Below are 23,689 nucleotides of genomic sequence, written 5' to 3'. Positions count from 1 at the left end.
GAGTATCCGCTCACTCGGCCACCAGCGAGCGACGTTCGGGCGCAGCCAGTGCAGTACGCTCGAGCCAGATCAGGGCGATCACACCCACCAACACGCCGAACCAAAGTGTCCCGAGACGGATCGCGACGGTCGCGGCTGCTGCGACCGCTGCCCCGATGCCCGGTCGCAGCACGATCAAGAGTCCAGCAATGCTGGCCTCGGCGGCTCCTAAGCCACCGGGCAAGAGCGAGAGAGCTCCAGCGATCGAAGCCGCCGAAAGGGCAAACGTCGCCACCGCCGCGAGCTGCCCATCGGGGGACAAACCGAAACCGACCAGGATGAAGAAGAGCGCTGCACACTCGAGCGACCAGGAGACGATGCTCATCCCGCTGACGAGCAGAAGTCGCCGCCAGGCGAGGAGTTCCCGAGCTGCCTCATAAACGGTCATGATCGCATCGGTCCGTTTCCGAGCGAACGGAACGCGCTCGGCCAGGCGCAACAACGGGATAACCACCCGCTCCTGCTGCACCAGCCACAGACCGACGAGGACGAGAACCCCCAACAGGACCAGGGGTTGCCAACCCCAGCCGGTCCCGAGCACGGCACTCGCCAGACCCAAAACGAGCATCGCGATTCCGTCCGTCAATCGCTCGATCGCCACCACCGGTACGATCGGCGCCATCGGTACCCGGGCGAGCTTTGCGACCAGCAGTGCCTTGATCCACTCTCCGACCTTTCCCGGTGTGATAGACATGGCAAAACCGGCCAAGAAAATACTCAGGCTCGTCGTTCGGGGTAGGTGACGGACGCCGACCCATCGCAGAAAGAGTTCCCATTTGAGGAAACGCAGCAGGTAATTTCCCGTCGTCAAGGTCAGAACGAGCGGAACGAGCGGCCATGGGAAACGCGCGAGGATCGGCAAGACGGCCCGGACATCGGCCACGACCAGGACACCGGCAAGTACGGCGATACCGAAAGCGAGACCGGTGAGCACACGTCGCCAGACCGATCGTCCGCCGAGCACCTCGGACTCGTTCACCGACTGGTCCATCGCCACCTCGCACCAGTGTGTTACCCTTGCCGACCGGACAGCGAAACGGCTGATCGGAGCGTGCGATGCTCGAAGAACTGCATGACAAGTACGAGCGATTGTTGGAGCGTCTCCGGCGCCTCGGTTCCGTCGTGGTCGCCTTCAGCGCTGGCGTCGATTCCACGTTTCTTCTTTACGCAGCCCGGGAAGCGCTGGGTGACCGCGTCATCGCGGCAACCGGGCTGTCGGAAACCTATCCCGAGGAAGAGATCGAGGAAGCGCGTCAACTCGCCCGCGAACTCGGTGTCCATCACATGCTGATTCGAACCGAAGAATTGACTGATCCACGGTACGCGTCGAACTCCCATCAGCGATGCTTCTTCTGCAAGCAGGAACTGTACAGCAAGCTCCGAGCGCTCGCCGACGCAGCAGGTTTTGCCGCCGTCATCGATGGGACGAATGCGGACGACCTCGCAGACTATCGCCCCGGCTTGCGGGCAGCCCGTCAACTCGGCGTGTACCACCCGCTTGCCGAAGTAGGGCTGACCAAGCGCGAGATCCGCGAACTCAGCCGTCACTTCGGCCTCCGCACCTGGGACAAGCCAGCATACGCCTGCCTTTCGTCCCGCTTCCCCTACGGCACCCCGATCACCGTCGAGAAGCTGCGTCAGGTGGCCGCAGCCGAGCGAGCTCTTCGGGAGCTGGGGTTCCGTGCTTTCCGAGTACGGCATCATGACCAGATCGCTCGTCTCGAACTCCAACCAGAAGACTTCCCGCGCGCGCTCGAGCTGCGCGATGAGATCGTGACACGGTTACGGGCTGCTGGGTACGAGTTCATTACACTCGATCTCGAGGGCTATCGTTCCGGCAGCTTCAACCGTACCCTTCCGGACGCCCTGAAAGTCGGGAGCACCGGCCACTCATGACCTTCGCCCCGATCGACCGAGCCGGACCAGCCGTCGAGTTTTGGGTTCAGGTCCAGCCGCGCGCTCCGCGAGCGGAAGTTGCTGGTTCGCGACGCGATGCCCTGCTCGTCCGAGTGACAGCACCGCCGCGTGACGGTGAGGCGAACGAAGCGGTCCTCCGCCTTCTCGCCGAGACGCTCCATCTCCCCCGCGGGAGTATCCGCATCATCGCCGGGACAGCGCAGCGACGCAAGCGCATTCGCATCGACGGCCTGACCAGCAAGGAATTACTGGAGCGACTCGCTCCCATCCTTCACCGCTCCTGAGTCGGCCGCCCACCGGCGAATCGTCGCCAGAGCCAGTACAACGCGGTTGCCCCGAGTCCCACCATTACCCCTGCCCGGACGAGCTGGCTGGAACGCGGCTGCGGGCGTCCACGTCCGACTCCACGCGGCGGTTGATACCAGAGTAGCTGCCACCACAGTTGCGCTACCTCGCAGACGGCACGCCGGATCACTCGCACGCTACCGCCGGATGGTTCACCGCTCAAACGCGGATAGTGGCGGACACCGACCTCGACGATGGTCGCTCCCGCGCGTTGTGCCTTGACCAGGAGTTCCGTATTGACCAGTGCCCCGTTCATCGTCAAGTGCAACGCACGGACGAGATCACCTCGGAGCACTTTAAAGGCGCAATCGATATCCCGAACGGTGATACCGAACAGCAGCCGCATCGCTGCATTGAAGATCGCGGCATAGACGAGACGGATCCAGGGATCACGCCGCTTGACCCGATACCCGGCAACGATGTCCGCATAGGGAACAAAGGGTGCCAGATGCGCGAAGTCAGCTGGATCGAACTGTTGATCAGCATCCATGAACATGATCAGGTCACCGCGTGCCGCGGCGAAGCCGGAACGCAGGGCAGCACCGTATCCCCGGTTGGTCTCATGGTGAACCACCCGCACACGCGGATCGGAAGCAGCGAGTCGGTCAGCGATCTGGCTCGTACCATCCCGGCTTCCATCGTCGACGATGACCACCTCGAAGTCCTCGACAAGAGCTGGCAAAACCTCCAGCGCTCGCCGGACGACTGCTTCCAAATTCGCTGCTTCGTTATACGCAGGTAGGACGAGCGAGAGCGTGCCACTGATCGGCAGCATCGTCGCTCGAGTCTCGCTCGGGAGTCTGTTCATTTCGGCATCTCCTGCAACGCCCGATATGCCGGCCGAGGGTTCCAGTCAGCATAAACCACGGACCAGGGATACTTCTCATCGCTCGGTTGCGTGATCGTACTGAAGTTCAGGTTCCAGACTAGAAGCACACCGGCCCACGGCCACTGCGAGCGCGCGATCTGGAATGCGCGGACGAGATACTGCGCCTGCTGCTGCTCGCTGACGTACCTGCCGTACTCGTAGCCAGGAGCCTGGTTTGCCGTCGACCAGCCGAACTCGGTTAGCCACACCTGCTTGGCACCATCGCCGTTTTCGACCATGACCTGCCGGATCTGTTCTGCGCGACGGAAGTAGAAGCTCGGGTGGTCGATCCAGCCCGGTCCCGGTCCCGGTCGTTCCGGCCACAGGGCATCAGGCGGGTTGAGCGTGCCGCCGGGATGTGTCGCGATGTGGTCGAAATAGCGCTTGATCTCGCCATTGTTGTAGGCATACGCCTGCCGCAAGTACTCCACGTCGTCGATCGCGATCGAGGGATCCATCACACCAGTCGGCGTGAGACCACCGAAGAGGACGATCGCCTTCGAATCACTGCGTTTCACTCCCTGATAGCCTTCCTTCAGCAGACGTACATAGCGACCGACATCGACGTGTCCGCCGGTTTCCAGCGCCAAATTCTGTTCATTCCAGATTTCCCAGGCATGAACCTTGCCAGCGTAACGCTTGGCGAGGAACTCCATCAGTTTCCCGAACGGTGCCGGATCAGCCGGTATACCGCCGTTCGGATCAGCCCATGCCGGTGCCTTGACGACGCTCACCACGACTTTCACGCCATTGCGTGATGCTGCATCGATGATGCGATCGAGGGCATGCGTATCGTATCGTCCCGGTCGCGGCTCGATATCCCGCCAAATCGCCTGCACACGTATCCAGGAGAAGCCTGCACCCTTGACGAGCTCCATGGTCCGCTGATTGAAACCGTCACCGTCGTTGTCTCCGCGCCACGCCACATTGAACCCATAACCGACATGAGGACCATACTGCCGCTTCCGGATAGGATCGTAGGGCGGCAAAGTCGCATCCTGCTTGGCTCGGGCCTCGGCAGGAGCTCCCCGGGCCTGGAGGTATTCCCACCCTAAGAGACCGAGCAACACTTCATATGGGGTTCCGCGATTCTCAGGATGGTACTCGAAGCGTGCGCGCTCGAAGTACTGCACCGTGTACGAGCGCCCATCTCCCGCCGGAGGTGGCGGATTTTGCTCCGTGAACTCCTCGGAGAGCGGTAAGCCGAACACCCGCCATCCCCCATACCGATCCCAGTAGTTCTTGAAGCCGTATGCCAGGGAATGCTTCGTCTCCGGGAAATACCGCCGATCCGTGGTATCGGGAAACCAGGCCACCGGTCGGAACGGCTCCTCCTTCTCGCGACCACTCACCCGCCACGCTCCGACCCGCACGAGCTGGACTTCGTCGACTGTTCCGGCCTTTTCCGGGTGATACTCGAAGACGGCCCGCTCGAAATATTGTCGCCAATACCCATCCTGCTGAAAGACACCCGTTATCGGGTACCCGAAGACAAAGAGAGCTCCTTGCGTTTCCCAGAAGCGGCGGAACGGCCCCTGGACCCAGAAACCTGTTTCGGGAAAATAGCGTGGCATCTCCAAGTCTTCTGGAACCGTCGGCGCTGCTGCCTGCACGTGTTTCACTGGTACGACGTTCGCCAGAACGCCAAACACGAGCAACGCGAGAACGATGAATCGCGCGACCTTCACTGATCCCCCTTCCCTCAGCGCGCGGCAGTTCGAGAAACGTCCAAGCCGCTCTGGCTATCTGCGATCTGCCGCTTTCGCTCCACCCGTGACGTCAAACGCACCAGGCACGCCCGGTCCGCGCCTCATCCTAGCATCCGCTCATTACCCACCGCACCTTCTCCGACGGCCGTGCATCGTTTCTCGTTCGTGACTGGTTACGGCGACACACGATGCTTCACGGGGCGAGGACCAGCCGAACGTCTCCCAACTCGATCACGTCGCCGTACCGGAGCCCCGTCGGCGCAGTGACCGGTTTCCCGTTGACGCGCGTTCCATTGGTACTTTTGAGATCGGTGATCCACCATCGTCCCTGTTCCCACGTCAGCTGGGCATGCTCGGTCGAGATGAACGCGTCGTCCAGCCGCACCGTACACGAGGGATGACGCCCGATCACCGTGACCGGTTCTAGCGGCAAGCGTGTGCCCGGCCGAAGACCAGTCGATCCAGGTGATTGCACGATCAAGTGGCCGGGCGGCCCTCCCTCCTCGCTACTGGTCACGGCGGCCGCGGCCAACTCCCGCAGCATGATCCGTGCCAGGAGAAAGATGAAGAAGTACAGCAAAAAGGCGAAGACGAGGCGCAGGAGCAAGACGAACCACTCGAACGGGAGTTGCGTCACCAACTCCATCCTCGACCATCACGCTCCCGGCAACGAGAACTCGAGAACGACCGTCCCGAGCGTCAGCCGGTCACCGTGACGAAGGAAGGAACGGTCGACCGGCACTCCGTTCAGCAGCGTGCCATTCGTCGAGCCGAGATCGATGATCTGGAACATCCCTGCATCGAATTCGATCCGGGCATGACGGCGCGAGACGTCGAGTACCTCGAGCTGGATGTCGTTCTCCGGGGCGCGTCCGACCGTGGTGACACGCTTGCGGATCAAAAAGGTCTGGCCAGCTAAAGGCCCTTCGACGACACGCAAGAACGCACGCGGAACATTCCCGGTATCCTGCAAAACGCGATAGACCTCGGTTCGCTGCCACAGCTGTCGAGCAGCGAACTCGTCCGCCGGGAGCGTGGCGATTTTCGCCTCTACCTGAACCTGCCGACGAGGAACAGAGGGATCGCCGAGGATCCGCACCCGCACCTGATCGACGAATCCGTACTCGCGCTCGTCAGCGATATCCAGCAACCACTCCTCGAGCTGGAGCGACAACGAATCGGCAAAGTCGGCGAATTGCACGAAATCCTCCGGATGCAACCGGACGAGATAGTCGTTGGGAACGATCGGTCCCTCAGGACTCTCCAGCCGCTGGCTCTCCATCGCTCGTTCCAACCAGCGCGCGATCTCGGCCGGCTGGATGGTGGTCCGGAAGATCCGGCCGACGGTACCTTCCATCAGCCGCTCGACGAAGTCCTCGAATTGCTGCAACTTGCTCAGCATGCTCGCTCCGACACCCTGTCCGAGTATACGCGGGCGTTCACTCGCTCTCGGTTTCCAACTCCTGGCGCCAGCGCGGCGGTACCCGAGCTACCTGGGTATCGACCAAAAGACCACCATGCGCCAGGCGTGCCATGAGTGGCCGGTCGATCCGCTCGTCAGCCAGTGCGAAGGGAACGATCAAATCGAAGACCGATGTCCGTCCATACATCTCACAACTGGCCAAGCCGAAGATGGGCACCGTATCGCGGTATGCCACCCAAAACATCGTTCCAGGATCGACCGGTGCACCGTGGACTGTCCGCTCCGCCCGGAGACGGCGCACTGCCCGCAAGAACGGATCGTCAGGGTCCAACATGATGGACCCCGCCGTCAAGACAAGTTCGATGCCGCCCGCTACCCAGTGCGCGATGCGCTGAGCGATCACACTGGTGTCATCCGCATCCAGTCGCTCGATCTCCTCCAAGCGAGCGCCAAAACGAGCCAGCTTCTGCCCGAGGGCTCGGCCAGCCACCTCGAGCGCCGCCGGCCGCACCCGCGCCCCAGCCAGCAGTGCCACTCGTCGACGTCGAAACGGCGCGACGTGAACGACCGATCGTCCGGCAAGCACCGCCAGTGCGCGCTCCAGGCGGTCGACGCGCACGAACAGCGACGGCGCTTTGGCAATGGCGATCACTTCGCCTTCCTCGGCGACCCGACCATCAAGGACTGTGGCCACGAGCGCAGCACCGGTCCGCACCAACCGCTGCAAGCCCTGCTCGTCGACACGGACGAGCCCGAATTGTCCGGCCCGGATCGTCACTTGTCCCTGGTGCGGCGCATCGAAGCGTGTTCCGATCCCGGCTACCGCTCGGGCGATGCGCAGCGATGCCTCATGCTGCTCGATCTCGCCGGCATCCGGAACCGCGATCGGAATACGCAGTCCCTCGGGAACGCTCGCTTGGCTCAGCAGTTCCTCCAAAGGAGTTCCACGGCGAAATTGCCGCCGACCATCGCTGTGCAGGATCAGATCCCGCCGCAAGACCGCACCGGTCGGAAGCGGCTCTCGGCCCGCGAGGTACCAGGTCCGGCGCACGCACTTCCTCCTCTGCTTCTCTGCAAGCATAGCCGAAGGCGGAATGAGTACACTGACCCGCACAGTGCTCGGTTCGGTCGAGCGCGAGAGGACACGCAGATGACGACCACCTTCGGTTATCGGCTTCCGATGCTCTCGCCGTCGATCTTGAACGCCGATTTCGGTCACCTGGCCGCCGTCGTCCGCGAGCTGGATGAGGCTGGCGCTGACGCCATCCACCTCGACATCATGGACGGCCGGTTCGTCCCGAACATCAGCTTCGGCCTCCCGATCGTCCGTGCCGTCCGTGATGCGACGACCTTACCCTTGGATGTCCACTTGATGATCGTCGAACCGGAGCGTTACCTCGAAGCGTTCGCCCAGGCCGGTGCCAGCGCTTTGACCGTCCATGTCGAAACCTGCCCACACCTCCACCGGACCATTCAAGCCATTCACGAACTCGGGCTTCTCGCCGGAGTAGCGCTCAATCCCGCGACCCCGCTCGCTGCGATCGAGGAGATTCTGCCCTTCGTCGATCTCGTACTGATCATGACAGTCGATCCGGGCTTTGGTGGGCAAGGCCTCATTCCCGCGGTACTCGGGAAACTTCGGCGCTTGCGCCAGATGGTCGATGAACGAGGGTTCCGCTGCCTGCTCTCGGTCGACGGCGGCGTCAAACTCTCCAACCTGGAATCGGTCATCTCGGCTGGTGCCGATATCGTCGTGACCGGTTCCGTCCTCTTCACGGCCGAGGAACGGCCCGGCGAAATTCTCCGTCGTCTGCGTGAACGCGCGACGCAAGCCTATCGGACGCGATCCCTCCGGTAAGCGTTCCGAATCACGGTATGGCCAGGCTGCAACGATCCGGTCTCTTTCCTCTGCTCTCGGGCCGCGGCGACCCGCGCGAACTCACCGGTGCCCGACCCAGGATCGTCACCACCACGTCTGGTAGCTGGCTCTCGAAGGCTCGCCCGCTCTCGCCACCCTCTTGCCACCAGGCAGTCCCGCATGCTATACTGCCTGGTGCCGGTGTTCGATCCACCGGCACCAGAAAAAGCGTCATGCGCCCGTAGCTCAGTGGATAGAGCGTTAGGTTGCGGACCTAAAGGTCGGGGGTTCGAGTCCCTCCGGGCGTACCAGTAAGTATGCAGGGCTTCGGCCCTGCATCTGGCATGTGGAGGGGTGTCCGAGTGGTTTAAGGTGCCGCTCTCGAAAAGCGGTAGGCGTGACGAGCGCCTCGTGGGTTCGAATCCCACCCCCTCCGCCACTCTCAGTCAGCCGAAGTTGCTCGCTCCTCGACGCAGGGTCGATGCCGAGCGTGTACGAGGTATGAGTCGCTTGCGGGCACCTCGGGGCACCGCGCGGAGGGAGGATACGCCCACGACCCATCCGCTCGTCCCGGCGTCTCGATAGCCTTGCCCAGACGACCGTCGAGAGTACTCGGCCCCTTGTCCGGCAGCCGAGCCGCTGGGTAGACTCTTTGCGGAAAGGCGATCGCGTATCGCGCACGGAAGGGTCGCATAGTGGCCGAGTGCGCACGGCTGGAAACCGTGTGGGGGCGCAAGCCCCTCGTGGGTTCGAATCCCACCCCTTCCGCCGAACGTCAGTCAGACACATGAGGGCCGGCAGTGCATCCCGGCCCTCTTTTGGCTCGAACAACTTTGCCTCAGTACGCGCGCGCCCAAATGACTTGATACTTCCCCGGTGCGCCGCACACCAGGCAGGGCTCCAGTTCAGCCGGTTGCTCGAACGGAATGCACCGGACCGTTGCCTTCGTCTCGGCCTTCACACGGGCTTCGCACGCCGGATCCCCGCACCAGAATGCTCGGTTGAAGCCAGCGTTCGTCGCCACCCGCTCCTTGAGCACCTCGTAATCACGGACGTCTTCCGTATAGCGTTCCAGCATGGCGCGCGCCGCACGGAACAAACTTACCTGGATCGACTCCAGTTCGCTCTGGACCGCACCCACGAGGTTGGCGATGGGCACCGCCTGTCGCTGCCCGAGCACATCGCGGCGCACGAGCGTCACTTGGTCGCTCGCCACATCGCGCGGACCGATCTCCAATCGGATGGGAACACCCTTGAGATCCCAATCGTTGAACTTCCAGCCAGGCGTCTTGTCGTCCCGCAAGTCCGCATGGACCCGCACGGCGCGACGCAGCATGGCCCGTACGCGGTCGACCGTCTCCTCGACCTGCCGCCGCTCCTCGTCCTTGCGCCAGATGGGAACGATCACAACTTGAATCGGCGCCACGCGCGGCGGGAGCTTCAGCCCACGATCGTCCCCGTGTACCATGACCATGGCACCGATCGTCCGATGCGAGAGTCCCCAACTGGTATTGAACACATAGCGCCGTTTGCCTTCGCGATCCAAGAAGGTAATGTCGAACACTTTCCCGAAATGATCGCCGAGATTGTGCGAGGTCGCGGACTGCAGCGCCCAGTGCTTCCCACCCATCATCGCTTCGATGGTGTACGTGCGGAGAGCTCCAGCGAACTTCTCCGACTCCGTCTTCTGACCCGGGATCACCGGGATAGCCAACTCCGACTCGACGAAGTCGCGGTATACCTCGAGCATCAAGCGAGCACGTTCTTCTGCCTCCTCGAGCGTGGCATGAACCGTATGCCCCTCCTGCCACAGGAACTCCAGCGTGCGCAAAAAGGCACGCGGTCGCTCTTCCCAGCGCACTACGCTGCACCACTGGTTGATGAGGATCGGCAGGTCACGATACGACTGGACCCAGCGAGCGAACATCGGGCAGATGATCGACTCCGAGGTCGGGCGAACCGCGAGCCACTCCTCGAGTTCCTTGTCTCCGCCACGGGTTACCCAGGCGACTTCGGGCGCGAACCCCTTGATATGTTCGGCCTCCCGCTCCAGAAAACTCTTGGGAATGAACAAGGGGAAATAAGCGTTCTGGACTCCCGTCGCCTTGATACGGCGATCGAGTTCGGCTTGCATGTTTTCCCAAAGCGCAAACCCATAGGGACGAATCACCCTGGTACCGCGGACAGGCGATTCGTCGGCCAGTTCTGCCTTCTGAATCACCTCGACGTACCAGCGGTCGAAATCGTCTTCCTGCTCGATCAGCTCTTCGACGTACTTGCGATCCGTCGTCATCGTCCGCTCTCCCTCGCGCGGTCGATCGTTACCGCGCAGTCGTCACCCGTCCTCGCGTAGAATGCGCAGGGGCCACGTCGAGCAGCGAAAACCCACCCGTCTCGACGTGAGTATACCCATGTTGCCGAATGCCACGATCGAGGAGGTTTACCACGATGGCAGAGAGATCGCTCCGCCGGATCGGCGTTCTCACCGGCGGGGGCGATGCCCCGGGACTCAATGCCGCCTTGCGGGCCGTCGTTAAGACAGCCATCTTGCGCTACGGTTGGACAGTGATCGGCTTTGAGGACGGGTACGAGGGCGCGATCCTCGGCCGCGCTCGGCAACTCGGGCTCGACGATGTCCGCGGTTTGCTCGTACGAGGTGGAACCATCCTCGGCGCTTCCAACCGTGCCAACCCGTTCTTCTTCGCGCATCCTGAACAAGGCGACACCGAGCCGCGTGATCATAGTCGGACCCTGCTCGCCACGCTCGAGCGCATCGGCATCGACGCCTTGATCGTCATCGGCGGCGAAGGGAGCCTGTCCATCGCGCATCGCCTCAACGAGATGGGACTTCGTGTCATCGGCATCCCCAAAACGATCGACAATGACGTCCGGGGCACGCTCCAGACGATCGGCTTCGATACCGCTGTCACCACCGCCACCGAGGCGATCGATCGCCTGCATACGACCGCCGAAAGTCACCATCGGGTCATGCTGGTGGAACTCATGGGCCGGGACGCCGGGTGGATCGCGCTGTCCGCTGGAGTCGCTGGTGGAGCAGATGTGATCCTGATCCCGGAAATCCCGTTCGTCCTCGACCGCGTCGTCGAGGTGATACGAGGACGACGGCAACGCAGGCGTTCCTTCACCATCGTCGCCGTCGCGGAAGGTGCTCGGCCACTCGATGGCGAAGCAGTCTTCGAGCGCACTGGCCCGCTCCCCTATCAGCGAAAGTACGGTGGCATTTCGCTCGTTCTCCAAAAACAGTTGAGTCGCATCCTCCCGACCGAAGTTCGCGCAGTCGTCCTCGGTCATCTCCAGCGCGGAGGTACGCCGACACCGACCGACCGTGCGTTGGCGACTGCACTCGGCTCGGCTGCAGTTGACGCACTCGCCGACGATGACGATGGCGTCATGGTCGCCATCCGCGCGCACCCTGCCGGGCAAGCGACCTGGGGCATCGTACGGGTTCCATTGGCCGAGGTCGCACGCGGCCCACGGCTGGTCCCTCTCGATCATCCCCTCGTTCGCGCAGCGCGTGGAATCGGAATCAGTTTCGCGCAACAGGACGAGGAGTGAACGCGTGAGCGACAGGCCTCTACCGACCGGGAAGCTTCCTCCCCAACTCCTGGCTGAATTTCTCGGGAATCTTTCTCCGGATCCGAGCGTCCTGCTCGGTCCTGGTATCGGTCACGATGCCGCGGTCATCCAAATCGATACTATCCGGCTGGTGTTCAAGAGCGACCCGATCACTTTCGCGACCGAGGCGATCGGCTGGTATGCCCTCAACGTCAATGCCAACGATGTCGCCTGCCTCGGTGCTCGCCCGCGCTGGTTTCTCGCGACTGTCCTCCTCCCCGAGGGAACGACAGCTCACGACGCGCAAGTCATCCTCGATGACCTCGCTCGGGCCGCCGAGCGACTCGGCGTCAGCGTGGTCGGTGGTCATACGGAAATCACGGTCGGGCTCGATCGTCCCATCGTCGCCGGCACCATGATCGGAGAACTCACGACCGAGTACGTTCTGTCACCGGCCCGCGTGCGGCCGGGAGATGCGCTTCTCTTAGTGCGCGGCATTGCCATCGAAGGGACTGCTCTCCTCGCACGCGAGTGCCGCCAGACGCTCGAGCGGATGCTCGACCAAGATCTGCTCGCTCGCTGCCGTCGCTTTTTGTACGAGCCGGGCATCAGCATCGTCCCCGCCGCTACCCTCCTGCTCGAGAGACTGGGTGAGGACCTCCGTTACTTGCATGATCCCACGGAAGGTGGGCTCGCCACCGGCCTCCACGAGGTTGCTGTTGCCTGCGGTACTGGCCTCGTCGTCTCGGAGGAGGCGATCCTCGTCTATCCGGAAACCCGCGCCGTGTGCACTGCGCTGGGTTTGGATCCGCTCGGTCTCATCGCTTCTGGAGCGCTCCTCGCTGTCGTCACGCCGGAAAGCGTCGAGCACGCGCTCGACACTTTAGCGCAGCACGATATCCCCGCAACGCAACTCGGCTGGCTCGACCCTGATCCCGGTCGTCGTGTCCTCATCGGGTCGACTGGCGAACGACCGCTCCCCGTCTTTCAGGTCGACGAGGTCGCGCGCCTCTTCGCGAGCGGTGGCTGTGTCTAGGGTTGCTTGGGCATCGCGCTGAGCGCTCGATACGCCGGACGCGGAGACCAGTCAGGGTTGAGCACTGACCATGGTCCTTTCTCATCTTCTGGCCCGACGATGGTCGAGAAGTTGAGGTTCCACACGAACATACCAGTAACCCATGGCCACCGCGTGCGGGCGATCTCGAAGGCTCGGACGAGATACTCGGCTTGCTGCTCCTCGCTGACGTACTGACCGTACTCGTAACCAGGGGCCGGATTGTTCGTCGTCCAGCCGAACTCAGTGATCCAAACCGGTCGCCGATCACCGTGCCGTTCCATCACGGCCCGCAGTTGCTCGACACGACGAAAATAAAAGCTCGGGTGATCGCGCCAGCCTGGGCCCGGTCCGGGACGCTCTGGCCACAGCGTATCGGGCGGATTGAGCGTCGCGTTGGCATGCGCTCCGAGTACGTCGAAGTACCGAGTACAGGATCCACCATCCAGTGCATAGAACGCCTCGAGATAGGCGACGTCGTCCACGGCGATAGTGGGGTCGTTGACACCAGTCGGGGTGAGCCCACCGAAGACGACCAGAGCTTCCGGATCTCCAGCCTTTACCCCCTCATACCCGGCGCGGAGCACTGCACAGTACGGTTCCACCCGAACGGGACCATGGAGCTCATGAGCCAAGTTCTGCTCGTTCCAAATCTCCCATGCGTGGATGCGGCCGCGGTACCGTGAGGCCAATCGCCGCATCGCCTCGCGAAAGGTCGCTGGATCCGCGACGATTCCCCCATTCGCTGCACGCGCCCACTCGGGTGCGCCGACGACTGACGCCAGGACCGACAAGCCGGCTGCTTCGTACACCGGCAGAACGCGGTCGATCGGCCGGAAATCCCACTCTCCGGGCCGCGGCTCGAGTGACTCCCAGCGCACCTGAAAACGCACCCACTGAAACCCGGCCTGGCGCACCATCTCGGCGGTACGCTGGTTGAAGGCAGCTCCATCTTCGTCTCCACGCCAGGCGACATTGAAGCCATACGCGAATCCGCTCGCTGCTCTGCCTCTCGGCGTCGCTTGGCTCGCCTCGAGTACCGGCGTACCGACCGCGCCGCTCTCATGCGATGGGGTCGGTACGGAGCCGAGCAACGTCGACCGAGTCGGCGTCACCGTCGGATAAACGGCCGGACCTCGGCAACCTACCAGTGCGAGCATCGTGACGATTGCGACGAACACGAGAGGCCTTCGCCCGCTCACGGATGCCCTCCTCGAATCAGCAACAGCCAGCGCGGCTCTCCACCCTCGTCGTCCCGGCTCGCATTCTACCGCTCGTTCATGCGAGCGACCCGGCAAAGACGACATCGACTTCTTGGTGGGGCGCGCTTCCGAACGAATTCGGAAACTTACTGCTTGACAAAGTCGATACCCGGGCGTATAGTGGAAGCGGTTCCGGTACGTCTGCGCGGCGAGCGGAACCATTCCGAGTTTGCAGACGTCCTCCCTCCCCTGCCACACCCATCCCCCACCTCACCGTGCGGGCGTCGGTCCGTTCCGGCGCCCGCTGGTGTATGCTCGTAGCGGCGACCGCGAGGAAGATGGGACCGATCATGGGCAGACGGCACGAATACCCAGAGCTAACTGTGCTCGAGGCGGAGGCGATCGGCCAACCGGGCCAACGACGTTTCCGCCTCATCGCCGGTGTCGGCTTGGATCTCGTCTCGCTCTGGATGGAAAAAGAGCAACTCCAAGCCCTCGGTCTCGCCATCGAGCAGCTGTTCGAGCAACTGCGGCTGGCAGGGCTCGTGCGCTCCCGTATCTCCGAGCAACCCGCGGCACGCACGGCGCCGCTTCCCCCCGATCTCCCCGAATATGTCGTTGGGAAAATGGCCATCGGGTACGATGAGGAGCACCAGCGCATCGCGATCTTCGCGCACGATATCGAGCAGGACGAGGATGACGACCCGGTGTTCGCCGGACGCGCGAGCTTACCAGCAGCGAAGGCGCTCGCACGCCAGATCGCCCAAGTCATCGCGGCGGGACGTCCGCGTTGCCCACGCTGCGGCGCCGTTATCGGACCGGAAGGACACGTCTGCCCGCACGACAACGGCCATCTCCCCCTCGAGTGAGGCTCACCAGCCCAGAGCGTAGCCTTCAGCGCGCGGATCGGAAGCTCCGGAGAGCACCCCATCGTCCCCGATCATGATCAGGTGGGCATGGCCCATCAACGAAGACCAGCGTTCGACTATCTCGACGCGATGTCCCAGCCGAGCCAGTTCGCCCGCCGCTCGCTCCGCCAGTTCCGGTTCCAGATAGATCGTCTCCCCTGCTTCCCCCGGCTCGCGGCGCGAAACCCAGCGCGCAACCTCGATCGCTTCCTGTGGTTCGAAGCCGAAGTCCACGAGCCCGTTCACCAGTTGCAGGTGGATGACCGGCTGGCTATGGCCACCCATCGTCCCGAACACCACCCAAGGGCGTCCGTCACGCACCATCATCCCGGGAATCAAGGTATGCAACGGCCGCTTGCCCGGCATGAGTGCATTCGGTGATTCTTCATCCAGCACGAAACACGCGCCACGGTTGTGGAGGACGATGCCAGCAGCGACCAGCCCGCTCCCGAATGACTGATAAATGCTCTGAATCAGAGACACCGCTCGTCCGTCGCGATCAACGACACAAAGGTAGATCGTATCCGAGTCCCACTGCGGCGGTGGAGGAACGCTCGCCCGATCCGGGTCGATGCGACTCCGAAGTTCAGCTGCGTATGCTTTGCTGAGCAGGCGAGCGACGGGAACATCGACGAAAGCCGGATCGCCCAGATAGCGATCGCGGTCCGCAAAGGCGAGCTTCTTCGCCTCGAGCATCAGATGCAAGAGTCGAGGGGATCCCCACTCGTCCGCACCGATCGGGAAACCCTCGACGATATTCAGAAGCTGAAGCGCGGTCACCCCCTGCGTATTGGGCGGCAGTTCGATCACCTCGACCCCTCGATACGTGCTGCGCAAGGGCTCCACCCACTCGGAACGATGAGCAGCCAGGTCGTCCAATGTCATCGCTCCACCAGCGCTCCGGAGGACGGCGACGATCGCCTCGGCGATCGGTCCGCGGTAGAACGCCTCGGGACCATGCTCGGCGATCAGGCGAAGGCTCGCTGCCAAATCCGGCTGGCGCAGCAACTGCCCCGAGCGCGGCGGGCGGCCTCCTGGCAAGAACTGGCGGGTAGCCGCTTCCTGGCGCCGAAAGATCTCCTCCTCAGCCGCGATGGCTCGTGCCAGCAACGGACTAACCGGGAACCCCTCTTCCGCATAGCGAAGAGCTGACTCCAGGAGCGCTGCGAGATCACGCGTCCCATAGCGTGCCAAAACCGTCGCCCACGCATCGACTGCTCCGGGAACCGTCACCCCCCAGGGGCCCTTCGCCGGCACCTCGCGGAACCCGCGATCGCGTAACGCCGCAAGACTGATGCCTTGCGGTGCGCGCCCGCTCCCGTTCAGGCCAACCAGCCGTTGCTCCCGCGGTTCCCAGATGAGGAAAAAGGCATCGCCGCCGAGCGAGCACATGTGCGGATAGACCACCGTCAACACGGCGTTCGCGGCCACGGCTGCATCGACGGCGTTCCCACCATCTTGCAAGACCCGCAGACCAGCGAGCGTCGCGAGGTAATGCGGCGTCGCCACCATCCCTTCCGTCGCTCGAGTGGTCGGTCGCCCGGTGACTACCTTCCTCACCACGTACCCCCTCGTCCTGGAGCTTGTCTTCCGCCGCGCATCCTAGCATGTCGGGAACAGACGCCCAACGTGATACGATTCGCCACCGGCGTGGAGTTCGGTGAGGTGCACAGCCATGGTCGACGTCTGTCTTCTCGGCACCGGTGGGATGATGCCGCTTCCGGATCGTTGGCTGTCCGCTCTCCTTGTCCGGTGCGAAGGGCATGTTGTCCTCCTCGATTGCGGCGAGGGCACGCAGATTTCCTGGCGATACACCGGATGGAGCTTCCGCGATCTCGATGCGATCGTCTTCACGCACCTCCACGCCGATCATGTCGCTGGTCTCCCTGGTATCCTCTACGCTCTTGCCTTCGCCGACCGTCAGGAGCCGGTTCGCATCATCGGCCCTGTCGGTACCGCGCAGGTGGTCGCTGCACTGCGGAGCATCGTACCGACTCTCCCGTTTCCTGTCGAAACACTGGAGCTCTCCGGGACCAGCGAACTCGAACTTCCTGGCGGACTCCTCCTGCGCGCCCTGCCGGTCACACACCGGATCCCTTGCTTCGCATACACGCTGCACCGTCCACGGGGACGCCGGTTCGACCCACAGCGAGCGCAGGCGCTCGGCATCCCGATGACGCTCTGGCACCGCCTGCAGCGTGGAGAAACGGTCGAGTTCGCGGGACAGCTCCTGACCCCTGATCTCGTGCTCGGCCCGCCGCGACGCGGTATCACCGTCGCCTTCGTGACCGATACCCGACCCACCCCAGAGCTTCCCGGGTTCGTCGCTGGAGCGGACCTCCTGGTCTGTGAGGGGATGTACGGCGACACCGCTCTGCTGCCGCGAGCGATCGAACGCGGCCATATGCTGATGCAAGAGGCAGCCGAATTGGCCCGTGCCGCCAGCGTCGAGCGCCTCTGGCTCACTCATTTTAGTCCTTCGCTGACCGATCCCGAAGCCTGGTTACCTGCCATTCGCGCGATTTTCCCCGCGAGCGAGATCGGCCCCGTGCACCAGACTGTGACGCTGCGTTACCGGGACGCGTGAGACGAACCGGAAGCATCGCGCAAGGAGCGAGCCTGCTCGCTCGCATCGCATCTGCGTTGGTGAATCACCACTTCACCGTACAGCATGGTTCCGCTACATTCCCGAGAAGATCCTGCGTCAACGGTCGAGCCACGGAGGCAGCAGGTGTGACTCCCGGCTCACGACAAGGACGACTGCGCTTCCGCCACACGGTACGATATGCGCGCCCTGCTTTGGGCGACGAGTGCACCGCACGGGGGAGAAGTCCTCCAGGCGGTCAGGCGATCCGATCGACCCTTCTCGAGAGTGCACCCGAGTGGCCACAACGAGCACGCGCCGACGAGAAGAGAAGAGGTGGGGGAGCAGCATGCGCATGACACGACGAGCACTATTGTCTAGCGCACTGGTGATGAGCCTCGCCGCTTGTCGGAGAGGCGGGCAAGCAGGAGTCACCACCGTGACGGTCGAACTGGGCGAGTATTACATCAAAGTCGACAAGGCGGAAGTTCCTGCTGGGAAAGTCCGCTTCGTCGCCAAGAACGTCGGCCAGATGGAGCACGAGCTGATCGTCCTCCGCACCGACTTGCCGGCCGATCGTCTTCCCTACAATGAAGCTGAACAGAAAGCCGAGGAGGAACAAGCAGGCGAAGTGCTCGGCGAGATCGAGCCGGAAGATTTACCGCCCGGCAAGACGGCCGAGATGACACTCGACCTCACTGCCGGCCATTACGTTCTCCTGTGCAATATCCCGACCCACTACAAGCAGGGGATGCACCTCGACTTGCGCGCCCGGTGAACAACGCTCGGTCCGGGAGGGTACCACTCCGTCCCGGGCCGAGCGCGTCTTCTCGACAATGTCAATTGGCTCTTCCACGGACGAGCTGGAACAACAAGGGATCGTTGCGGAACGCCTCATCCAGCAATTCCAGACGCCGGATTTCCTCACCGAGGAAAAGTTCGCGTCCGAGCACATCTGTCACCAGGGTTTCCACAGCGGTGAACACTTCATTCGCCATCGGCGAGACATCGGACGGGAGCAGCGCGACGATCCGCTCCAACCGTTCGCTCAGGCGCTCCCGTAGGCTACCCTGCTGCTGATCAGCCACGGGGTAATCCAAGAGAAGGTCCAAATCATAGAGGGCGCAGATGAGCGGGGTGAGGCGCTCCAGGACGACGAGCGCGCCGGGAGAGAGTACTGCCATGAGCACGTCCCGATAGGTTGGCACCGTTCCCATCCCGATTCCCGCTTCAGTCGAGCACTAGCGCCGGTCGCAGTCGTCTGTCGCAGCGCTCCGTCGCCAGCTACTCGACCGCCCGAGGCACGATGCGTGCAACCGAGGCGCGCCCCGAGCCAACCACTGATCGCACCAGTATACAACTCCACGATCGTTCTCCGATCGCTAACGACTACACCGACGTAACCCGGCGAAGGAGGCCGTCGGCGCAACGACTCTGCTGTGTGATGCCGACCTGTCAGTCGACCTTCTTCGTGATCACCGAGTGCCCTGCCATGATCCTCCCCCACCAGAGGCCCGGTGAGGTTCCCTCGATCTTCGGATCGTCGTTTGCTGGTCGCGTCCGAAGTAACGGGTCGCTTCTGACACTTGCACCTCCGCGTTGCATCGCGTCAAGTCGAGAATATCGAAAGGTTTCGTCAACACCCTCCAACGCAAGGGAGCAACATCCCCCATTTCCGGCGATACCAGTAGTCGCTAGGCTCCCGCTGTCGAGAAGCGAACGAGCCTACTGATGAGGGACGAACCATTTGAAGAAGAGTTGGTAGTTACACGAGACATCGGAAATCCATGAAACAGTCAGCCCCAGTTGGATACGCCGCGACGACCCGACGCACATCAACAGGTCGTTCGAGACTCGAGGGTGCACATGGACCCGGAAGAGACCGTAGATCGGCACGAGCATTGCCGATGCATGCCCGAAGTATCCTTCTCGGATCAACGACCTCCCGTCTTCTGTCGGCGTAACTCTTGCCGATCCATGCGCCTGTCCTTTGCTCGTTCGGAGACTCAGCAAGCACACGCAAACTGGTAGTGTGCGACATTTCTCAGGTCCAACCGTCGATGAAGCGAGGAGCCGGCAAACGGCTCGCTTGTCAGTCATCGTCCACTTTGTTACAGTATTCGTTCGACAACGAGACGGCTGCGGGAGCTCGGGGGTCACCGGGCTGAGAGGGTGGCGAACGCCCTGCCACCGACCGCGGAACCTGAACTGGGTAATGCCAGCGGAGGGAAAGCCGTGACGCTCATCGGACGATCCACGTTCGCCTCTCGCTCCCAATCCAACATTGTGCTCGTCATCTCTTCGCCGAGCGGCAGCGGACAGACGTGTCTACCGCTCGACGAGCGAAGGCTCTTCCTGCCCCACCGGTCGCCTTTCTGCGGAGGTCAGTGGTGAGCCGCGTCGATACCGACTGGCGCCTGGAACTTCGCGGTGTCACCAAGGTCTTCCAGCGTGACCAGCTGCAGGTTCATGCTCTCGGCCCGCTCGACCTGCGCGTCGCCGACGGTGAGTTCGTCAGCATCATCGGGCCGTCCGGATGCGGGAAGAGCACGCTTCTCGACATGATCGCCGGTCTCGAGCAGCCGACGAGCGGAGAGATCTGGCTCGATGGAGCTCCCGCCCCGTACCGACTCGGTAAGGTCGCCTACATGCACCAACGTGACCTCCTTCTCCCCTGGCGGACAGTGCTCGAGAACGCGATCCTTCCCCTGGAGGTAAAACGCATTCCTCGTCGCCAGGCCATCGAGCGAGCGATGCCGTGGCTCCGCCGTTTTGGCTTGGCCGAGTTCGCTTCTAGTTATCCAGCACAACTCTCGGGCGGCATGCGCCAGCGCGCGGCGTTTTTGCGCACGCTGCTCACCCAATGCCCGCTCATGCTCCTGGACGAGCCGTTCGGTGCACTCGATGCCTTGACGCGCTCGAGCATGCAGGAGTGGTTACTCATGCTGTGGGAGGAGCTCGACCGCACTGTCATCCTCGTCACGCATGACGTCGAGGAGGCAGTCTTGCTCAGCGATCGCGTCGTTGTCCTCAGCCAGCGTCCCGGCACGATCGTGGCCGACATTCCCGTCGATTTGCCCCGCACCCGGACATACGCGATCGTGACCGACCAGGCATTCGTCTCCCTCAAAGCGCGCTTGCTCGCCACGCTCCGTCGCCAGCCAACCCTGGGAGTTGTGACCGATGATGCGTGACCGAGTGTTGCCGAGCCTTCTCCTCATCACAGCTCTCTTCGCCTGGGAACTGGCCTGCCGCGTATTCGCGGTCCCAGACTGGGTTCTGCCTCCACCGAGCGCGATCCTCGCCGCGCTGCTCCGCGATTACCGTCTTCTGCTCTTTCATCTCAGTGTCACCATGCAGGAAATCGGGTTGGGGCTCATCGTTTCCATCGTTCTGGCGATCGTCCTGGCGATCGGTATCGTCGCCTCGCGGCTCATCGAACGCTCGGTGTACCCGCTCGTTGTCGCTTCCCAAGCGATCCCGATCGTTGCGCTGGCTCCGCTGCTCCTGATTTGGTTCGGCTACGGCTTGACGCCCAAGGTGATCGTTGTCGTTCTCATCTGCTTCTTCCCGATCGCCGTCAACATGGTCGACGGCCTCCGCGGGGTCGATCACGAACTGATCGATATGGTCCGCAGCTTGGGTGCCTCCAAATGGCAGACTCTCCGTTTCGTGCGGCTCCCGGCAGCTCTCCCAGCATTCTTTTCCGGACTCCGCGTCGCTGCTGCTGTGAGCGTGATCGGTGCTCTCATCGGGGAATGGATCGGCGCTTCCGCTGGGCTCGGCTATCTCATGATCCGGGCAGCCGCGCAATTCCACACCGATCGCGTCTTCGCTGCTGTTCTCGTGAGTGCACTCGTCAGCATCGCGCTGTTCGCGAGCGTGACGTGGCTCGAGCGTCAGACCCTTCCCTGGCGCACCCGGCCACGAACGGAACCCTGAGAGGAGCTCATCGATGTTCCTGGCCGATCGCTTCACCCGCCGGCGTTTCTTCGCCCTCGGCGCCATCGCTCTCGCTACCGCCTGTCGTCGCGGAGCGGGGTCGCCACCGACCGAGACGGCTCCGACGTCGACTCCGCCTGCACTCGGCCCCACGCCTGCATCCGGCCAACTCGAGGCAGTCAGTGTCGCGCTCGACTGGTACCCCTGGTCCAATCACACCGGACTGCTCATGGCGCAGGAACGAGGTTTCTTTCGCGGGCAGGGACTCGAGGTCACGCTCGACGTGCCAGCCAACCCGGAAGACGTGCTCAAACTCGTGGCCACCGGACGCAATACGTTCGGTATCAGCTACCAGACCGACGTCCTCCTCGCCCGCGCCGAAGGTATCCCGATCGTCTCGATCGCAGCGCTCGTTCAGCATCCGTTGAATTCCGTCATGGCGTTGGAGCGAAGCGGTATCACGCGACCACGCGATCTCGTCGGTAAGCAGGTCGGTTACCCAGGCCTCCCCAGCGACGAAGCCCTGCTGGCGACCATGTTGGAAACCGACGGCGCGCACCTCGACGACGTGAAACTGGTGAACGTGGGTTACGAGCTCGTGCGAGCCTTGCTGAGCGGGCAGGTCGATGCAGTGATCGGTGCCTACTGGGTTCACGAGTCGATTCTCATCGAGCAACAAGGCGAACGACCCGTCATTTTGCGCGTCGAACAGTGGGGCGTGCCCGATTTTTACGAACTCGTCATGGTGACGAGTGAGCAGCAGGTCCGCGAGCAACCTGACCGCGTACAGCGCTTCGTAGGCGCGATGATCCAGGGCTATCGTGAAGCAGCGGCCGATCTCGATGGAGCAGTCCAGCTTCTGGTTCGGAAGTACCCGGAAACGAATCAGACGCTCGAAGAGCGTGGCATCCGCCTCCTGGCCCCGCTGTGGACGGAGGGAGTACCCATCTTCGGCTGGCAAGAGGAAAAGCGCTGGACCGACTACGCCGCTTGGATGCGATCTCGTGGACTCTTACACGGCGACCTGGATGCCCGGCTCGCCTTCACGAACCGGTTCGTGGAGGCAGCACGCGAGTAACCGGAGGCACTCACGCTGTGCCTGTCCGCACCGACAAAGTATCGCACCCTCGCGGCCTGACGATCACCGATTAGCCCAGCGATACACCGGTGCTTCCGAGGGGCGCGATGCGCACGTTCCGATCGAGCGGTGGTACGTCCACCAGGTGCCAACGACTGTGGGACCGGATCGGACTCGCGGGAGATACTGGGTATCCCGTCGACATCGCGATCGCTACTCCGGCGCTGCCACGCGTATCTCTCGGCTTCACCCCAGAGCGAGCATCGCCTCCAAGGCACGGCGTGCCGGCACAGCGATCTCCTCGGGAACCGTGATCACATACTTCAGATCGCGCAGCGACTCGTACACCTTTTCGAGCGTGACTCGCTTCATGTAGTGACAGATCGCGTCCTCGCGGACTGGGATGAAGCGCTTCCCCGGGGCTTTCTGGTGCAACCGGTGCAGGATACCGACTTCCGTTGCCACAACGAATTCCCGTGCTGCCGACTGAGCAGCGTAGCGAACCATCCCTTCAGTCGAGAGCAACTTCGCATCCGGGCGGAGGAAGATGCAGGTCGAGCTGCAACCGCACTCCGGGTGGATGAGGAATTCGGCGTCCGGATGCGCAGCGAGCTGCGCTGCAAGATCTTCACTTCGAATCCCCGCATGGACATGACATTCGCCGAGCCAGATATCCAGCTTACGCCCCGTCACGCGCTCGACATGTGCACCCAGGAACATGTCGGGAACGAAGAAGATCGGTCGATCTTCTGGCAGGCTCGCGACTACTTCCACAGCGTTCGCGCTCGTGCAACAGATGTCGGCCATGGCCTTCACTGCTGCACTGGTATTCACGTAGGCCACGACGATTCCGTCAGGGTGTTGCTCGCGCCAGGCCCGCACGTCCTCCGGGTTGATCGTCTCGGCGAGCGAACAGCCGGCCTCGAGATCAGGCAGTAGAACCGTTTTCTCGGGATTCAAAATCGCCGCGGTCTCGGCCATGAAATGCACGCCACAGAAAACGATGACGTCGGCATCCGTCCGCGTCGCTTCGCGCGACAACCCGAGCGAATCACCGACGAAGTCAGCGATATCCTGCACCTCTGGCCGTTGGTAGCTATGTGCCAGGATGACCGCACGACGCTCCTCCTTGAGTCGGAGAATCTCTCGAACGAGTTCCTGCTGTTCCATCAGCTCGACTGACCCT

Annotated in this window: 22 protein-coding genes, 3 tRNA genes and 1 riboswitch; of the genes, 14 read left to right on the top strand and 11 right to left on the bottom strand. The window is 62.8% G+C overall.

Annotation, left to right across the window (positions count from 1 at the left end; all coding sequences use genetic code 11):
* Positions 1-10: 10 nt before the first annotated feature.
* The gene (locus tag TRD_RS02845; RefSeq protein ID WP_041435934.1) at positions 11-1,030 is read right to left on the bottom strand and encodes a lysylphosphatidylglycerol synthase transmembrane domain-containing protein; all 1,020 of its coding nucleotides are present in this window, start codon (positions 1,028-1,030) and stop codon (positions 11-13) included.
* Between the two features lie 65 nt (positions 1,031-1,095).
* Here TRD_RS02845 and larE point away from each other — a divergent pair, with 65 nt between their 5' ends.
* Together larE and TRD_RS02835 are read left to right on the top strand one after the other, a co-directional pair.
* Positions 1,096-1,935, top strand: a complete 840-nt coding sequence (gene larE, locus TRD_RS02840; protein WP_012642017.1) for an ATP-dependent sacrificial sulfur transferase LarE — start codon at positions 1,096-1,098, stop codon at positions 1,933-1,935.
* Positions 1,932-2,240, top strand: coding sequence for a DUF167 domain-containing protein (locus tag TRD_RS02835; RefSeq protein WP_012642016.1), 309 nt, complete (start codon positions 1,932-1,934; stop codon positions 2,238-2,240). The genes larE and TRD_RS02835 overlap by 4 nt, the downstream gene beginning before the upstream one ends.
* On the opposite strand, the gene TRD_RS02830 is transcribed toward TRD_RS02835, so the two are convergent.
* The 5 genes from TRD_RS02830 to TRD_RS02810 all read right to left on the bottom strand — a co-directional run bounded on the left by TRD_RS02830 (position 2,228) and on the right by TRD_RS02810 (position 7,352).
* Entirely contained in the window at positions 2,228-3,109 is an 882-nt protein-coding gene (locus TRD_RS02830; protein WP_012642015.1) for a glycosyltransferase family 2 protein, read from the bottom strand. The genes TRD_RS02835 and TRD_RS02830 overlap by 13 nt on opposite strands.
* Positions 3,106-4,857, bottom strand: coding sequence for a cellulase family glycosylhydrolase (locus TRD_RS02825; RefSeq protein WP_012642014.1), 1,752 nt, complete (start codon positions 4,855-4,857; stop codon positions 3,106-3,108). Before TRD_RS02825 ends, TRD_RS02830 begins: the two co-directional genes overlap by 4 nt.
* Before the next feature lie 214 nt (positions 4,858-5,071).
* Positions 5,072-5,524 (bottom strand): FHA domain-containing protein, encoded by a 453-nt coding sequence (locus TRD_RS02820; protein WP_012642013.1) that lies wholly within the window; start codon positions 5,522-5,524, stop codon positions 5,072-5,074.
* Between the two features lie 9 nt (positions 5,525-5,533).
* Positions 5,534-6,280, bottom strand: coding sequence for an FhaA domain-containing protein (locus TRD_RS02815; protein WP_012642012.1), 747 nt, complete (start codon positions 6,278-6,280; stop codon positions 5,534-5,536).
* A 37-nt stretch (positions 6,281-6,317) separates the two neighbouring features.
* A complete protein-coding gene (locus TRD_RS02810; RefSeq protein ID WP_012642011.1) occupies positions 6,318-7,352 on the bottom strand; it encodes a molybdopterin-binding domain-containing protein in 1,035 nt (344 codons plus the stop codon).
* Positions 7,353-7,451: 99 nt separating this feature from the next.
* On the opposite strand from TRD_RS02810, the gene rpe reads away from it, so the two are divergent.
* The 4 genes from rpe to TRD_RS02790 all read left to right on the top strand — a co-directional run bounded on the left by rpe (position 7,452) and on the right by TRD_RS02790 (position 8,927).
* Positions 7,452-8,159, top strand: coding sequence for a ribulose-phosphate 3-epimerase (gene rpe / locus TRD_RS02805; protein WP_012642010.1), 708 nt, complete (start codon positions 7,452-7,454; stop codon positions 8,157-8,159).
* Positions 8,160-8,394: 235 nt separating this feature from the next.
* Positions 8,395-8,470 (top strand) — tRNA-Arg (locus TRD_RS02800).
* 37 nt (positions 8,471-8,507) lie between these two features.
* A tRNA-Ser gene (locus TRD_RS02795) sits at positions 8,508-8,598 on the top strand.
* 242 nt (positions 8,599-8,840) lie between these two features.
* A tRNA-Ser gene (locus TRD_RS02790) sits at positions 8,841-8,927 on the top strand.
* 70 nt (positions 8,928-8,997) lie between these two features.
* On the opposite strand, the gene proS is transcribed toward TRD_RS02790, so the two are convergent.
* Positions 8,998-10,452: a proline--tRNA ligase gene (gene proS, locus TRD_RS02785; protein WP_012642009.1), complete on the bottom strand. Its 1,455-nt coding sequence runs from the start codon at positions 10,450-10,452 to the stop codon at positions 8,998-9,000.
* A 155-nt stretch (positions 10,453-10,607) separates the two neighbouring features.
* Between proS and TRD_RS02780 the strand changes: the two genes are divergently transcribed.
* Both TRD_RS02780 and TRD_RS02775 read left to right on the top strand, forming a co-directional pair.
* Entirely contained in the window at positions 10,608-11,735 is a 1,128-nt protein-coding gene (locus TRD_RS02780) for a 6-phosphofructokinase (protein ID WP_012642008.1), read from the top strand.
* 4 nt (positions 11,736-11,739) lie between these two features.
* Positions 11,740-12,771 carry an AIR synthase family protein gene (locus TRD_RS02775; RefSeq protein WP_012642007.1) on the top strand — a complete coding sequence of 344 codons (1,032 nt, stop codon included), beginning with the start codon at positions 11,740-11,742 and terminating at the stop codon, positions 12,769-12,771.
* Here TRD_RS02775 and TRD_RS02770 read toward each other — a convergent pair.
* The gene (locus tag TRD_RS02770) at positions 12,768-13,991 is read right to left on the bottom strand and encodes an endo-1,4-beta-xylanase (protein ID WP_226980715.1); all 1,224 of its coding nucleotides are present in this window, start codon (positions 13,989-13,991) and stop codon (positions 12,768-12,770) included. The two genes, TRD_RS02775 and TRD_RS02770, sit on opposite strands and share 4 nt — an antisense overlap.
* A gap of 350 nt (positions 13,992-14,341) precedes the next feature.
* On the opposite strand from TRD_RS02770, the gene TRD_RS02765 reads away from it, so the two are divergent.
* The gene (locus tag TRD_RS02765) at positions 14,342-14,860 is read left to right on the top strand and encodes a DUF3090 family protein (protein WP_041436404.1); all 519 of its coding nucleotides are present in this window, start codon (positions 14,342-14,344) and stop codon (positions 14,858-14,860) included.
* Positions 14,861-14,863: 3 nt separating this feature from the next.
* Here TRD_RS02765 and ggt read toward each other — a convergent pair whose 3' ends face one another.
* Positions 14,864-16,459: a gamma-glutamyltransferase gene (gene ggt, locus TRD_RS02760; protein WP_226980714.1), complete on the bottom strand. Its 1,596-nt coding sequence runs from the start codon at positions 16,457-16,459 to the stop codon at positions 14,864-14,866.
* A gap of 115 nt (positions 16,460-16,574) precedes the next feature.
* On the opposite strand from ggt, the gene TRD_RS02755 reads away from it, so the two are divergent.
* Both TRD_RS02755 and TRD_RS02750 read left to right on the top strand, forming a co-directional pair.
* Positions 16,575-17,486: a ribonuclease Z gene (locus TRD_RS02755; protein WP_012642003.1), complete on the top strand. Its 912-nt coding sequence runs from the start codon at positions 16,575-16,577 to the stop codon at positions 17,484-17,486.
* A gap of 352 nt (positions 17,487-17,838) precedes the next feature.
* Positions 17,839-18,261 carry a sulfocyanin-like copper-binding protein gene (locus TRD_RS02750; protein WP_143714607.1) on the top strand — a complete coding sequence of 141 codons (423 nt, stop codon included), beginning with the start codon at positions 17,839-17,841 and terminating at the stop codon, positions 18,259-18,261.
* A 61-nt stretch (positions 18,262-18,322) separates the two neighbouring features.
* Here TRD_RS02750 and TRD_RS02745 read toward each other — a convergent pair whose 3' ends face one another.
* Positions 18,323-18,700 carry a hypothetical protein gene (locus tag TRD_RS02745; protein WP_012642001.1) on the bottom strand — a complete coding sequence of 126 codons (378 nt, stop codon included), beginning with the start codon at positions 18,698-18,700 and terminating at the stop codon, positions 18,323-18,325.
* A gap of 914 nt (positions 18,701-19,614) precedes the next feature.
* Positions 19,615-19,731, top strand: a riboswitch (TPP riboswitch).
* 142 nt (positions 19,732-19,873) lie between these two features.
* Here TRD_RS02745 and TRD_RS02740 point away from each other — a divergent pair.
* Genes TRD_RS02740 through TRD_RS02730 form a run of 3 tightly spaced genes read left to right on the top strand, consistent with a single transcriptional unit; the run spans position 19,874 to position 22,503 of the window.
* The gene (locus TRD_RS02740; RefSeq protein WP_143714606.1) at positions 19,874-20,677 is read left to right on the top strand and encodes an ABC transporter ATP-binding protein; all 804 of its coding nucleotides are present in this window, start codon (positions 19,874-19,876) and stop codon (positions 20,675-20,677) included.
* On the top strand, positions 20,667-21,425 hold the full coding sequence (locus TRD_RS02735) for an ABC transporter permease (RefSeq protein ID WP_012641998.1): 759 nt from the start codon (positions 20,667-20,669) through the stop codon (positions 21,423-21,425). The genes TRD_RS02740 and TRD_RS02735 overlap by 11 nt, the downstream gene beginning before the upstream one ends.
* A 13-nt stretch (positions 21,426-21,438) precedes the next feature.
* The gene (locus TRD_RS02730) at positions 21,439-22,503 is read left to right on the top strand and encodes an ABC transporter substrate-binding protein (protein WP_012641997.1); all 1,065 of its coding nucleotides are present in this window, start codon (positions 21,439-21,441) and stop codon (positions 22,501-22,503) included.
* A 246-nt stretch (positions 22,504-22,749) separates the two neighbouring features.
* Here the strand turns inward: TRD_RS02730 and nadA are convergent, their stop codons facing one another.
* Positions 22,750-23,673, bottom strand: coding sequence for a quinolinate synthase NadA (gene nadA, locus TRD_RS02725; RefSeq protein WP_012641996.1), 924 nt, complete (start codon positions 23,671-23,673; stop codon positions 22,750-22,752).
* Positions 23,674-23,689 lie beyond the last annotated feature (16 nt).

Origin of the sequence: Thermomicrobium roseum DSM 5159 (genome assembly GCF_000021685.1) — a bacterium.
Taxonomy (GTDB): domain Bacteria; phylum Chloroflexota; class Chloroflexia; order Thermomicrobiales; family Thermomicrobiaceae; genus Thermomicrobium; species Thermomicrobium roseum.
Note: the sequence above shows the minus strand (reverse complement) of the source record. Positions and strands in the feature narration are given on the sequence as shown.